The organism is Bradyrhizobium sp. CB82 (assembly GCF_029714405.1).
In the GTDB taxonomy this organism is placed as follows: Bacteria; Pseudomonadota; Alphaproteobacteria; order Rhizobiales; family Xanthobacteraceae; genus Bradyrhizobium.
Genome location: NZ_CP121650.1, coordinates 4,565,782 through 4,578,778 on the forward strand (window position 1 = coordinate 4,565,782; position 12,997 = coordinate 4,578,778).

The 12,997-nt window shown below is 64.0% G+C and carries 8 protein-coding genes and 2 pseudogenes; 7 read left to right on the forward strand and 3 right to left on the reverse strand.

The window, feature by feature from the left end:
* Nucleotides 1-453 precede the first annotated feature (453 nt).
* From QA640_RS22090 to QA640_RS22110, 5 genes and pseudogenes are all read left to right on the forward strand, one after another.
* Nucleotides 454-1,755: an N-acetylmuramoyl-L-alanine amidase gene (locus QA640_RS22090; protein ID WP_283042686.1), complete on the forward strand. Its 1,302-nt coding sequence runs from the start codon at nt 454-456 to the stop codon at nt 1,753-1,755.
* Between the two features lie 238 nt (nt 1,756-1,993).
* Nucleotides 1,994-4,489 carry a penicillin-binding protein 1A gene (locus QA640_RS22095; protein WP_283042687.1) on the forward strand — a complete coding sequence of 832 codons (2,496 nt, stop codon included), beginning with the start codon at nt 1,994-1,996 and terminating at the stop codon, nt 4,487-4,489.
* 116 nt (nt 4,490-4,605) lie between these two features.
* Nucleotides 4,606-5,737, forward strand: a protein-coding gene (gene prfB, locus QA640_RS22100) for a peptide chain release factor 2 (RefSeq protein ID WP_283042688.1) whose coding sequence is annotated in 2 segments (ribosomal slippage) — nt 4,606-4,674 and nt 4,676-5,737 — 1,131 coding nt in all. Because the reading frame shifts where the segments join, the coding sequence is not laid out codon by codon here.
* Between the two features lie 2 nt (nt 5,738-5,739).
* Nucleotides 5,740-6,612, forward strand: a complete 873-nt coding sequence (locus QA640_RS22105; protein WP_283042689.1) for an NAD(P)-dependent oxidoreductase — start codon at nt 5,740-5,742, stop codon at nt 6,610-6,612.
* An 84-nt stretch (nt 6,613-6,696) separates the two neighbouring features.
* A pseudogene (locus QA640_RS22110) lies at nt 6,697-7,128 on the forward strand (DMT family transporter); the annotation flags it as partial.
* Nucleotides 7,129-7,243: 115 nt separating this feature from the next.
* On the opposite strand, the gene QA640_RS22115 reads toward QA640_RS22110, so the two are convergent.
* The gene (locus tag QA640_RS22115; RefSeq protein WP_283035864.1) at nt 7,244-8,575 is read right to left on the reverse strand and encodes an IS1182 family transposase; all 1,332 of its coding nucleotides are present in this window, start codon (nt 8,573-8,575) and stop codon (nt 7,244-7,246) included.
* An 89-nt stretch (nt 8,576-8,664) separates the two neighbouring features.
* Between QA640_RS22115 and QA640_RS22120 the strand changes: the two are divergent.
* Nucleotides 8,665-9,165: pseudogene (locus QA640_RS22120) on the forward strand (DMT family transporter); the annotation flags it as partial.
* 531 nt (nt 9,166-9,696) lie between these two features.
* Nucleotides 9,697-10,593, forward strand: coding sequence for an IclR family transcriptional regulator (locus QA640_RS22125; RefSeq protein WP_283042690.1), 897 nt, complete (start codon nt 9,697-9,699; stop codon nt 10,591-10,593).
* 168 nt (nt 10,594-10,761) lie between these two features.
* On the opposite strand, the gene QA640_RS22130 is transcribed toward QA640_RS22125, so the two are convergent.
* Entirely contained in the window at nt 10,762-12,117 is a 1,356-nt protein-coding gene (locus tag QA640_RS22130; protein WP_283042691.1) for a peptidoglycan DD-metalloendopeptidase family protein, read from the reverse strand.
* 111 nt (nt 12,118-12,228) lie between these two features.
* A complete protein-coding gene (locus tag QA640_RS22135; RefSeq protein WP_283042692.1) occupies nt 12,229-12,921 on the reverse strand; it encodes a peroxiredoxin in 693 nt (230 codons plus the stop codon).
* Nucleotides 12,922-12,997: the final 76 nt, after the last annotated feature.

The window sequence follows — 12,997 nt, forward strand, 5'->3', positions numbered from 1 at the left end:
CCTTAATCAGTTGCTGCTGGCCAGGGTGTGGCGCGAAAGCGCTCGCCCCGGGGGAATACGGCCGGTCCTTAGGAAAAGGAGCCGGGTTACGGGCTATGCCGCCTGTCAAAGCCGTCCCTGGAAATTGGTGGTAACCTGGGACCGGCGCCACCGGAGCCTTGACCCGTCCAACCTCGCTGCCGCGCGCCGCGCTGGCCGTGAAGAAGGGGGGAAAACGCTGGAATCCTCAAACCTTGAGAGTTCCGGCGCTGCACCGGGAGGCTGAGAGCGACACAACCGGAAATATTGGCCGTCAGCAGTTCGTACATACGAGGAATGCGACCTTGGTGCAAGGGAGCGTCAGGGGCGTCGCGCGCCGGTCACACTTGGCGAGATTTGGTCATTGCGCCGTTAAGGACCGATTAACCCTGCGGTTCTATTGCGTTAGAAGAGCTGCTCGGAGGCACGGAGTCGGTGGCGAGCCGCGCAAATCATCTGATTTTGCTGGGATCTGCGCTGCTGTGCGCCGCAGCATTGCCGTGCTCTGATTCCAGGCCCGTCGCCGCCGCGGAAAATCAGCCGCTAGCTCCCGCCTCAGTGTCGAATTTCCCGGTCGTCTCGGCAGCGCGTCTGGCCGGGGACATCAGGCAGACCCGCCTTGTTCTGGATCTCGACCAGACCATCACGTTTCGGGCCTTCACGCTGGCGGACCCGTACCGAGTGGTGGTCGACGTTCCCCAGATCAATTTCCACCTTCCTGCCGGCACAGGGGCGGCCGGACGCGGGCTGGTCAAGGCGTTTCGCTACGGCCTGGTGATGCCAGGCGGCTCGCGACTCGTGCTCGACCTCGCAGGCCCGGCCAAGATCGCCAATTCCTACGTGCTCGAAGCCGCCAACGGTCAGCCGGCCCGGCTGGTGCTGGAGCTGGAGGAGGTCGATCGCGCTGCTTTCGTGCAGTCGACGGCGCCGGAAAGCCGGGCCGCTCTGCGCCCGGCGACAACTGACGCTCCTCCGGCAGCGACGGCAACGGTTGCGCCCGAGCCCGCCAAGCAAAAACCGGCAGCGCCGACCGATTCTCGTCCCGTGGTGGTGATCGATCCCGGCCATGGCGGCATCGACAACGGCACGCAGTCGAGCGGCGAGAGCGAAAAGAATCTGGTGCTGGCCTTTGGCCTCGCCCTGCGCGACCGGCTGGAGAAGAGCGGCAAGTACCGGGTGGTGATGACCCGGGATGACGACACTTTCATCCCGCTCAACGACCGGGTCAAAGTCGCTCGCTCCATCAATGCCGCGCTGTTCGTCTCGATCCACGCCGATGCGCTGCGGCGTGGGGAGGGCGACGCCCAGGGTGCCACCATCTATACGCTGTCGGACAAGGCCTCCGACGCCGAGGCCCAGCGGCTGGCGGATACCGAAAACAAGGCCGACGCCATCGGCGGGGTCAACCTGTCCGATGAGCCAACCGACGTCGCGGACATCCTGATCGACCTCGCTCAGCGGGAAACCCGTACCTTTTCAAACCGTTTCGCCCACCTCTTGATGGGCGAGATGAAGACGACGGTGCGGATGCACAAACACCCCCTGAAGTCGGCAGGCTTCCGGGTGCTGAAGGCGCCCGACGTGCCCTCGGTGCTGGTCGAACTGGGTTACGTCTCCAACAAAGGAGACCTTGAGCACCTGGTCTCCGAGAACTGGCGTTCCCGGACTGTGACGTCGATGGCCCAGGCCATCGACGCCTTTTTGGCCAAACGGCTCGCGACGGCCGGGTCCAACTGAAAACGGAGTTTTGTTGATCCCGCAAAGCCCTAGTTTGGCCACAGCGGGCGCTCTATAAAATCGCCGACGGTTGGAATCGACAACCCCCTCGGCAAGCGTGTTAGGGCTAATGCCCAACGAAGCTCTTAAATGGTGTAATCTGGTACGCCGGTGAATTTCGCGACTTGAGGAAGGCGCCTATTGCCGGCGCCAAGAATCGTTCCATGGGTTGTTCAAGGTTTGAACGGATAAACAGATAATGCGCTTGCTGATACGGTTCATGGGCTTCCTGTTCGCCGCGGGAACCGTGGTCTTCCTGGTGGGCGTCGGGGCCGTGGCCGGCCTGATCTGGCATTTTTCCAAGGACTTGCCGGACTACTCTCAGCTTCAGGACTATGAACCACCGGTGATGACCCGTGTTCACGCGGTCGACGGCTCGCTGCTCGGCGAATATGCCAAGGAGCGTCGGCTTTATTTGCCGATCCAGGCGGTGCCCAAGCTCGTGATCAACGCCTTCCTCGCTGCCGAGGACAAGAATTTCTACGAGCATGGCGGCATCGACTACACCGGCATGGCGCGTGCCGGTCTGCTCTATCTACAGAATTACGGCTCCAACCGTCGTCCCCAGGGCGCCTCCACGATCACCCAGCAGGTCGCCAAGAACTTCCTCCTGACGAACGAAGTGTCGTTCGCCCGCAAGATCAAGGAAGCCTTGCTGGCGATGCGGATCGAGCGGACCTACTCCAAGGACAAGATCCTCGAGCTGTATCTCAACGAAATCTATCTCGGCCTCGGCGCCTACGGCATTGCAGCGGCCTCGCTCGTCTATTTTGATAAGTCGGTGAACGAGCTGACGGTCGCGGAAGCGGCTTATCTCGCGGCGCTACCCAAGATGCCCGCGACGCTGCATCCGGTGCGCAACCGTGACCGCGCCATCGAGCGCCGCAACTACGTGATCGACCGCCTCCAGGAAAACGGCTGGATCAAGCAGGCCGACGCCGAGAAGGCGCGCAAGGAGCCGCTGGTCGTCACCAACCGCTCCAACGGCGCCCACACCTTCGCCGGCGAATATTTTGCCGAGGAAGTCCGCCGCGACATCTTCGAGCGCTATGGCGAGAAGAAGCTCTACGAGGGCGGCCTTTCGGTGCGCACGACGCTCGATCCGAAGATCCAGGTCATGGCTCGCAAGACCATGGTCACCGGCCTCGTGAACTATGACGAACAGCAGGGCTATCGCGGCGCGATCAGCAAGCTCGACATTTCCGGCGACTGGGGTGTCAAGCTCGCCGACATCAAGTCGCTCTCCGACATTTCGCCATGGCGCATGGCGGTGGTGCTGGAGACCAGTGACCAGTCGGCGCGCATCGGCTTTCAGCCGGGCCGCGAGCTCGGTGGCGCCGTCAGCAAGCAGCGCGAGACCGGCCTGATCACCCTCGACGGCGTGAGATGGGCGAGGGCTGCCTCGGGCCCCGCAAGGGGCAAGGCCCCGAGCGCGGTATCGCAGGTGCTTCAGCCCGGCGACGTGATCTACGCCGATCCGCTCTACAAGGACGGGCAACCGGTCGAGGGCCAGTATCGGCTCCGCCAGATCCCCGAGGTGTCGGGCGCGATGGTGGTGATGGACCCCTGGACCGGCCGCGTGCTCGCCATGGTCGGCGGCTTCTCCTTCGACCAGAGCCAGTTCAACCGCGCCACACAGGCCTATCGTCAGCCGGGCTCGTCGTTCAAGCCGATCGTCTATTCGGCAGCGCTGGATAACGGTTACACGCCGTCGACCGTCGTGGTCGACGCGCCGATCGAAATAGACCAGGGGCAGGGCGGCGGCGTCTGGCGGCCCGAAAACTTTTCCGCGAACAAGTATCAGGGGCCGGTGACGCTGCGGAACGCGCTGCGGCAGTCGCTCAACACGGTCACGGTGCGTCTGGCGCAGGACATCGGCATGCCGCTGATTGGCGAGTATGCACGCCGGTTCGGTGTTTATGACGAGCTGCCGAACTATCTCTCCTACGCGCTCGGCGCCGGCGAGACGACAGCGATGCGCATGGTCACGGCCTATTCGATGATCGCCAATGGCGGGCGCCGCGTGAAGCCGACCCTGATCGACCGTATCCAGGACCGCTACGGCCACACCATCTTCAAGCACGACCAGCGCGAATGCCGCGGCTGCGATGCTCCGGCCGGATGGAAGAACCAGGCCGAGCCGCAGCTGGTCGACCGCCGCGAGCAGGTGCTCGACTCCATGACCGCCTACCAGATCACTGAGCTGATGGAAGGCGTCGTCCAGGCGGGTACCGCGACCGTGGTCAAGGAGGTCGGCAAGCCGATCGCCGGCAAGACCGGCACCACCAACGAAGCCAAGGACGCCTGGTTCGTCGGCTTCTCGCCTGACATCGCAGTTGGCATCTATATGGGGTACGACAAGCCGCGTCCGCTTGGTAAGGGCAATGCGGCGACCGGCGGCCATCTCGCAGCGCCGATCGCGCGCGACTTCCTCAAGCTCGCGCTCGCCGACAAGCCGGCTGTTCCGTTCAAGGTTCCGGCCGGCATCAAGCTGATCCGCGTTGTCGCCAAGACCGGCATGCGGGCTGGCCCGGGCGAGACCGGTGGCACGATCCTCGAAGCCTTCAAGCCGGGCACGGCGCCGCCCGATAACTACTCCGTCATCGGCGTTGCCGATGCCGATGGCCGTGGCCCGCAGCAGGCGCCGCCCGATTCCGGCTTCTTCATGCGGCCCGGCACCGGCGGACTGTACTAGGGCCCCAGGATAAGACGGACGACCCAAAGCACTCTGGTGGTTGCGCTTTGCAGCCCCCGCCGCTACATCCCCTTCTCGACATCGCACGCGGAGATTCCGGGAGACCAGAGAACGACATGCGCGCCGAAATCGAACGGTTGGTAGAAGAGATCAAGCAGTCAGTCGGGCTGCTGAGGAGGCATCTTTGACGTCGAGAAATCGACGGCGCGCCTCGCTGAGCTGAACAAGCTCGCGGAAGATCCCAATCTCTGGAACGATCCGCAGAAAGCCCAGAAGCTGATGCAGGAGCGCACCTCTCTGGAGGACGCGCTGTCCGGTATCGGCAAGGTCGAACAGGAGCTCGAAGACGACGTCGGCATGATCGAGCTCGGCGAGGCCGAGGGCGATGAGGGCGTTGTCACGGAAGCGGAAGCAGCGCTGCAAGCCCTCAAGAAGGATGTCGCGCGGCGCGAGCTCGAAGCTCTGCTCTCGGGCGAGGCCGACCGTTTCGATTCCTATCTCGAAGTCCATGCCGGCGCCGGCGGTACCGAAAGCCAGGATTGGGCGCAGATGCTGCTGCGCATGTACACGCGCTGGGCCGAAACCCACGGCTTCAAGGTCGAGGTGCTTGAAGAGTCCGACGGCGAAGAGGCCGGCATCAAGTCGGCAACCATCCAGGTCTCCGGCCACAACGCCTATGGCTGGCTGAAGACGGAAGCCGGCGTGCATCGCTTGGTGCGCATTTCGCCGTTTGATTCCAATGCGCGGCGCCACACCTCGTTCTCGAGCGTGCAGGTTTTCCCAGTTATCGACGACAGCATCAAGATCGACATCAAGGAATCCGACGTTCGTACCGACACCATGCGTTCGGGCGGCGCCGGCGGCCAGCACGTCAACAAGACCGAATCCGCGGTCCGCCTGACGCACATCCCGACCGGGATTGCGGTGGTCTGCCAGGCCGGCCGCTCCCAGCACAAGAACCGCGCCCAGGCCTGGGACATGCTGCGCGCGCGCCTTTACGAGATCGAGCTGAAGAAGCGCGAGGAGAAGGCCGCGGCCGACCAGGCCGCCAAGACCGACATCGGCTGGGGCCACCAGATCCGCTCCTACGTGCTCCAGCCCTACCAGATGGTGAAGGACCTGCGCACCGGCGTGCAGACCTCCGACACCTCGGGCGTGCTCAACGGTGATCTCGACGAGTTCATGGCGGCAACGCTTGCCCAGCGCGCCTTCGGCACCACCACCGGCGAGATCGAGGACGTCGACTAGCCATGCCCCGCATCGCCTTCATCGGATTGGGGCGCATGGGCCACGGCATGGCCGGCCGCTATCTCGATGCCGGCTTTACCGTGGCGCTGTGGAATCGCAGCAAGGCCAAGGGGGAAGACCTGATCGCGCGCGGCGCGGGTTGGGCTACGTCACCCGAAGACGCCGCAATCGATGCCGACGCCGTGGTGACCATGGTTGCCGATGATGAAGCCTCGCGCAGCGTATGGCTTGGTCTCGATGGCGCTGCCAAGACGGCAAAGGCCGGCACGATCGCGATCGAGTGCTCCACGGTCTCGTATGATCACGCGCGCGAGATGGGGCGCGAGTTGAACGGACGGGGGCTCGTCTACATCGACTGCCCTGTGACCGGTCTGCCGGACGCGGCCGCGGCGGGGAAGCTGACGTTGCTGGTCGGTTCCGATCCCGCCGACCTCGAACGCGCGCGGCCGTTCCTCGAGCCGATCGGCACGACCATCCGGCATTTCGGTGCGGTGGGATCGGGCACGGTCTACAAGCTCATCAACAACCTCCTGGGCGCGATCCAGATCGCAGGGCTCGCCGAAGGTCTTGCGATCGCCGAGCAGGCTGGGCTCGACATGAAGCTCGTGCTGGAGTCGATCCAGGCCGGCGTCGCCGCAAGCCCGCAGGTGCTGCGCCATTCCAGGCGCATGGTCGCGCGCGACTTCTCCGGCGCGACGTTTACAGCGGCGCTGCGGCACAAGGATGCGGACTATGCGGTGAAGCTCGCCGAAAGCCTGCTCGCCGACAAGCCGCTGGTCGGCCGCGCTGCCGTGGAGGCTTATGCACGGGCGAAAGCCGTGATGCCCGACGATGACGAGGGCAGGATGATCGAGCTCGTGTCACGGCCGAAATAGGCCAACTCATCCCAATCGGAAATCGGGTGGCAATGTCCCTGGCTCCGCGGTAGGCGGTCCCTTCGATCGCCAATGTGAGACGCCATGCCCGCCAACGCCAACCGGATCGACGCACGAGACTGGTCGCTACTCTCTGTGCTCTCGATCCTCTGGGGCGGCTCGTTCTTCTTCAATGGCGCGGCGCTGCGGGAATTGCCGCCTTTGACTCTGGTGTTTCTGCGTGTCGCGCTCGGCGCGGCCATTCTGTTGCCGCTGCTGCGTACCCGGAAGATCGCTTTTCCCAAGGGCGTTGCAGGCTGGCGAACGTTCTTCGCGATCGGGCTGCTCAACAACGTCGTCCCGTTCTCCCTGATCGTGATCGGCCAGACCTTCATTCCGAGCGGGCTGGCATCGATCCTGAACGCAACGACGCCGCTGTTCACCGTGATCGTGATGGCGGTAGCGGGCGAAGAAACGTTGCAGATGCGGCGCGTGGCCGGCGTCGCTTTGGGGCTCGTCGGCGTGATCATCCTGAGAGCTTGCCAATCTTTCTCGTTTTGCGTGGTCATCGAAGGATGTGGCAGTTCCTCGTCGTGGCAACGCGTGGGCTGGGCGGCTGTGGCGAGGTTGGGGGATGTCGATGAACGCTCCTCTATGCGCTAGCGAGGCGGTTGCCTTGCAGGATGTTGTTGGCGAGGGCGTACCAGAGCACGACGGCGCGGACCTTTTCGAGGCCGCGCACGGTCAATTGCCGCAGGTCCCAGTTGCGCCAGCGGGCATGTATGCACTCGCAAATCGACCGGGGCTTGTATCGGGCCTTGCCCTCTTCGCTCGCCATGCGCGCACGCCAGGCCAACACCCCCGGGCCGTCGCCGCGTCGCGGTAGATGGGGATCGGTGCCGTGCTTGGATTGAGTGGGCGGGCAAAAGATATCGATGCCCTCGGCGTGCGCCCACTCGATGTCCTCGGCACTGCCAAAGCCGCCATCGACGAGATGGTCCTTGGGCAACCCGCCAGGACGCGCGCGCTGCCGCTCCAGCATGGGCCGCATCAGGCCGCGGTCGGACCCGGTGTTGCAGACCTTGATGTCAACGACGATCGGCTGGCCGGCGGCACTCGTCACCTGCACGTTGTAGGCGGGGCGGAAGCCGCCGTCGGCCATCTTCATGACCCGTGCGTCGGCGTCCGTCGTGGAGGCCCGCGGCTCTTTCGGCTTCTTGCCGTTGCCGCGCTTTTCTTCGCGCTCCTTGCGCTGCTGCTTGATTTCGGCGAGCGCCGTCTGCGCCGCTTTGACGCGCGCTCTGCGCTCACGCGCGGCGCGCTCCTTGGCGGCCTTCATGCGCTGATTGCTAGCATCCGAACGAGCGTCAACCTCGCGTTTGAGGTCTTCCACCACCGCCTCAGCCAAGGCCAGGTGCCGATCGAGCGTCGCCTCCCGCCGGAACGAAGCGGCCCCGGCGCTGGCCCGGACCCGAACACCGTCCTGCGCCAGCGTTTCCAGATTGACGAGGCCGACCTTCGCCAGCACCGCCAAATGCTCGCAAAGCAGCCGGTCGAGCAGGTCGGCGCAACCGACCCGGAAGTCCGCCAGCGTGTGATGGTTCACCGACACCCCGCCACACAGCCAACGATAGGCGTCATGGCTCTCGCAAAGCCGCTCCAACGCGCGCGCGCTGCCGACGCCCTCGCTGGTGGCATAGAGCCACAGCGCCAGCAAAAGCCGCGGCGATGTCGCGGGGTGACCAGGCCGATCGCCCCGCGCTTTGATCCGGTTCTCCAGCTCACTCAGGTCGAGTTCCTCGACATAGGACCAGATCAGGCGCACCGGATGGTCTTCCCCGATCAGGCTCTCGATATCCACTGCTCGCAACTCGATTTGATCGCGTTGGGGCTCACGAAGTCGCGGCGCTGCGAGCGGCGCCGCACCGGCTTGCGGCTTTGCCTGCTCCGGCAGATCCCCAAACAATTCATCAGCGGCCATCATCCCTCCTGCGAATCCATCACCGCAAGAGAATCACACAGCACCAGCTTTCGGCTATACCGCTTGCGAGCAGTCAAAAAGATTCACAGCCTCTGAGAGGCTGGGGCGCCGAGGCGAGGAACGGACAAGGGTTTGGCATTCTGCTCTGCCTTGGCGGCGCCTTCAGCTACGGTCTTGCGGCACTGGCGGCGCGGCGGTTGCTGAAGGACTCGCCGCCGCTCGGGACGGCAACCTTTCAACTGATGGCTTCGACCGTGATGATGACGATCGTCGCCGGGGCCATGGAGCAGCCATGGCGTCTGCCCATGCCGGGCGTGACGACCTGGCTTGCAGTGCTCGGCCTCGCGGGTCTGTCGACAGCGCTTGCCTACATCGTCTTCTTCCAGATCCTGCGGCGCTCGGGCGCGACCAATGTCATGCTGGTGACGCTGCTCATTCCCGTGACCGCAATTCTTCTTGGCTGGCTCGTGTTGGGCGAGCCGGTCTCGCTGCGCGAGATCGCGGGCGCGATGGTCGTCGGTAGCGCGTTGCTGGTGATCGACGGACGCATGTTGATGGTCTGGCGCCGCTGTTCAGCGGCTTTCGGCCTCTGAAGCGCGATGAGATCAGGATGAATCGTCATCGCGCATTAGGTTGTTGTCTGAGCATGATCTCTTCGGAAAACCGCTTCGCACTTTTCCGGATCATGCTTTAGGCGTCATGCCGCCGGCGACGCCGGCGCCAAGGACGTAGATCCAGCCCGCGTGAAAATCGAACAAATGCGAATTCAGGAGTGAGCGCGTCATGTTCTGGCGAGGCCGTTTCCCGAGTAGTGGCGTGCAACCGTCAGAAGCGCATGCTACGGCACGTTCAATGCGGCACTGACCACCGCCTATGGGATTTGGCCGAAGCCTCAATCCGAAAGCGCTCCGCGGAGGACAGTGGTCGGTTTCCGACAGGCTCCGGGGCATGTCGCATTCCTCCATGGAGGGAGAAGGTGGTCCATAATATGGATCAATATGTTTACCAAGCACAGCGTGCCACTGTTTCGTGCTTCGACGTCCAACGAATGTGGAAAGTTAATAAGTAGACATCGCTACGAATTCTGCTAGTTGATCATAGTCCATAATGTAGACCCACTTGACATGGCTGACGGTCAGCGCTCGGAGCGGATTGCAGGAACCCAAAGCATCGATCGCGCGATCGAGCTTCTGCTGCTCGTCGGACGTGCCTCTCCTCAGGGAAGTCGGCTGTCGGACCTGGTGAAGAGATCGCAGCTGCCCAAGCCTACTGTTCGGCGCGTGCTTCTCGCCTTGGTGCGAGCCGGCTTGCTAGATCAAGACGAGAGCACGCGACTGTATTTCCTCGGACCGGAAAGCTACGTTATCGGCACGTTGGCGACAGCCCGCTTCGGTATCCACGCGCTTGCGCTCGATGGGCTCGCGCGGCTCAGCCAAGCGACAAGTGATACGACCTTCCTCTCCGTCAGACGTGGTACATTTTCTGTCTGTCTGCATCGCGAAGAAGGCTCATATCCAATCCGGACGCACGTTCTTCAAGCCGGGGATCGCCATCCTTTGGGCGTCGGCGCCGGCAGCCTCGCTTTGCTGTCCGCGCTTGCCGACGATGAAATCGACGCCATCCTCCGCGCAAATGCCAGCGTTCTGCGCGAGCAGTATCCGAAGTTCTCGTCCGTTCTGCTGCGTCGCCTGATCGAGCAAACTCGGAAGCGGGGCTATGCGCTCAACCCCGGTCTGCTCATGCAGGGCTCGTGGGGGATTGGGGTTCCGATCAGGGATGGCGACGGGCATGTGGTAGGCGCCCTGTCGATCGCCGCGGTGGAGCAGCGGCTGGATGAAGCACGACAGCGCATCCTGGTCCCGTCATTGCAGGCTGAAGCCAAGCGCCTTGAAGAACTTCTGTCGCAATCCAGAGGCTCAGCACCGCGGTCTGTGCCTACCGTTGGTTCTCCGCGCGAAAAATCGCGACGATTGCTGCAGGCGGAGCTCCCGACGCGGCCACCCCCACGTAGAAAAACATGATCGCGACCGATTGCCGTTTCGAAGGTCACTATGCCGGAAGGCGTCCTCTTGAGTTCCTGGCGAGACAACAACTGGACGTTGCGAGTCCACGGCCGACGGCGCTGGGCATTCCGCCGAAGGCCACGCGTTCGTAGCAGCCGCTATGGAGAACGCGCTGGAATCGGGCGACTAGCCTGCGCTGAGACGCACGCCGGCGCGCAGGAATTTCTGCGGATCGACCGCTTCGCCATCGATGCGGGTTTCGTAGTGCAGATGCGGGCCGGTGGAGCGGCCGGTCGATCCGACCAGTCCGACCACCTGGCCGATTTTCACGATCTCGCCGACCTTGACGTTGATCTCGGAGAGATGGCCGTAGCGGGTCGAGAGCCCGTTGCCGTGATCGACCTCGACCATGCGGCCGTAGCCACCCGACCATCCGGCCGAGACCACCTTGCCGTTGGCGGTGACGCGGACGGGATCGCCGGTCGCGGCGCGAAAATCCAGGCCGGTGTGCATCGCCGGCCGGCCGAGGAACGGATCGCTGCGCACGCCGAAGCCGGAGGTGAACTCGACTTCGCCGATGACGGGCTTGCGGTAGGGCACCAGCGCCAGCGTGCGATTGAGCCGATCCACCTCGGCGCGCGCGGTGTTGATACGATAAAGCTGCTTCTCGAATGGGCCGGCATTCGCGGTAAGCTTGACGGGTACAAAAGGCCCGCCCATCGCGGTCCGCGGCACGGCGGCCTCGAGATCGGCGAGGTTCAGGCCGAGATCACTGACCACGCCGCGCATCCGGCGCGCGCGCGATTCAATGCTGTCCTCGACGGCGCTGAGCGCAGCGATCTGTCGTCGCTCGACCTGGTCAAGCGAGGTCTGCAAACGCACCAGGACATTGTCAAAACCCTGAATCTTGGCGAACTGGTTCGGCTGCGGGCTGGCGATGACGGGCGTGCGCGATTCAAGTCGCGCCTCGCGATCCGGCGGCGCCACGAAAATCACGGTGTCGCTGATCGGCGATGGCTTTGGCGTGCCCTGGGGAGGGGTGGCGTCGCCGCGCTGCGGTGTTGCGCGCGGGATCGATCCTGTCACGTCGGGCATGGCGCCGAGCGCCGTTGCCCGGGACTCCAGCGCAGTCTGCCGCTTCATGATCTGGTCGAGCTTCTGGTCGAACTGCTCCTGGTCGAGCAACTGTCGGCTCGTCGTGCGATCGACCTTGGCCCTGAGCTCGGCGATGCGATCCTCGTAGGCGTATTGCATCTCGGCCTGGCGCGCGATCAGCCGCGTCAGCACGTCGTCGCGGAAGGCGAAATAGGTGGCGGTCGCCGCCGACCAGAGCCCGAGCAGCACGACGGTTCCGACTACGATCCAGAACACCACGGGCCCGAGGCGGACCTGCTTGCCATGATGGACGATGGTGTAGGCGTCGTCGGCAGCGGGCGGGGATATGGCGGTGGCGGTGCTGACCGGACGGCGGTTGAAGGGCCGCCCGTGGTCATGAGGATGGTGTTGGGGATACTGCGAGAATTGGGCAGAACTTTTCGACATCGGCACTCCCGCGCCGGTCGGAGAGGTTCCGTACGGCTGAATTGCCGAAGCAATCTGGGTCGCTCATGGTTAATTTTCCGGAAACGGGAACGCTCGAGTTCGAGGGACTGGTTAAAGAGATGTTGCCGCCGCCAGCACGTCCTCGGCGTGGCCGTCGACCCGGACGTTGCGCCAGATCCGCGCCACCCTGCCGTCGGCGCCGACCAGCACCGTCGTGCGAAGAATCCCGAGGAAGGTCCTGCCGTACATCGATTTTTCGCCCCAGGCGCCGTAGGCCTCGAGCATCTCGTGTCGCTCATCCGAGATCAGGGGAACGGCAAGCTTGTGCTTGTCGCGGAACTTTTCCTGGGCCTTCGGCGGGTCGGCCGAGATGCCGAGCACGCTCGTGCCGGCAGCAGTGAAGGCGTCCTTGAGCCGGCTGAAGTCGATCGCCTCCCGGGTGCAGCCCGGCGTATCGGCCCGTGGGTAGAAGAACAGAACCAGCTTCTTGCCGGCATAGTCGGCCAGCCTCGCCAGGCCGCCGCCGTCGCGCGGCAGGCCAAAGGCGGGCGCCTTCTGGCCTTCGGACAGGGCGCCCTTGGCGGCCCTCGCTGGGGCGGCAGTCGATTCGGAAGATTTTAACTGTTTCGACGTGGCCTTGTGCGATGCTGCAACGGTTGAGGCCTTGGTTGATTTGCGTGTTGCGGCCTGCTGCGTCGTCGCGGGCTTCTTTGTCGCTTTAGTCCGCGTTTGAGTCCCTTTTTTCCTGGGAGTTGGGCTGCCGGAGGCCGCTTTGGACGATTTCTTTCGCGTTTCCTTGGACATACGCCTTCCTTTCGACGCTTTCGGCGGGTCAACCAAGGCGGTATTGCAGCTCTCGTCCGGCGTGCCGGAATCGCGC

Excerpts from the sequence above, each read along its gene's own strand:
- QA640_RS22095 (WP_283042687.1), top strand. The coding sequence starts at position 1,994 with ATGCGCTTGCTGATACGGTTCATGGGCTTCCTGTTCGCCGCGGGAACC.
- QA640_RS22130 (WP_283042691.1), bottom strand. The coding sequence starts at position 12,117 with ATGTCGAAAAGTTCTGCCCAATTCTCGCAGTATCCCCAACACCATCCT.
- QA640_RS22125 (WP_283042690.1), top strand. The coding sequence starts at position 9,697 with ATGGCTGACGGTCAGCGCTCGGAGCGGATTGCAGGAACCCAAAGCATC.
- QA640_RS22115 (WP_283035864.1), bottom strand. The coding sequence starts at position 8,575 with ATGATGGCCGCTGATGAATTGTTTGGGGATCTGCCGGAGCAGGCAAAG.
- QA640_RS22105 (WP_283042689.1), top strand. The coding sequence starts at position 5,740 with ATGCCCCGCATCGCCTTCATCGGATTGGGGCGCATGGGCCACGGCATG.
- QA640_RS22135 (WP_283042692.1), bottom strand. The coding sequence starts at position 12,921 with ATGTCCAAGGAAACGCGAAAGAAATCGTCCAAAGCGGCCTCCGGCAGC.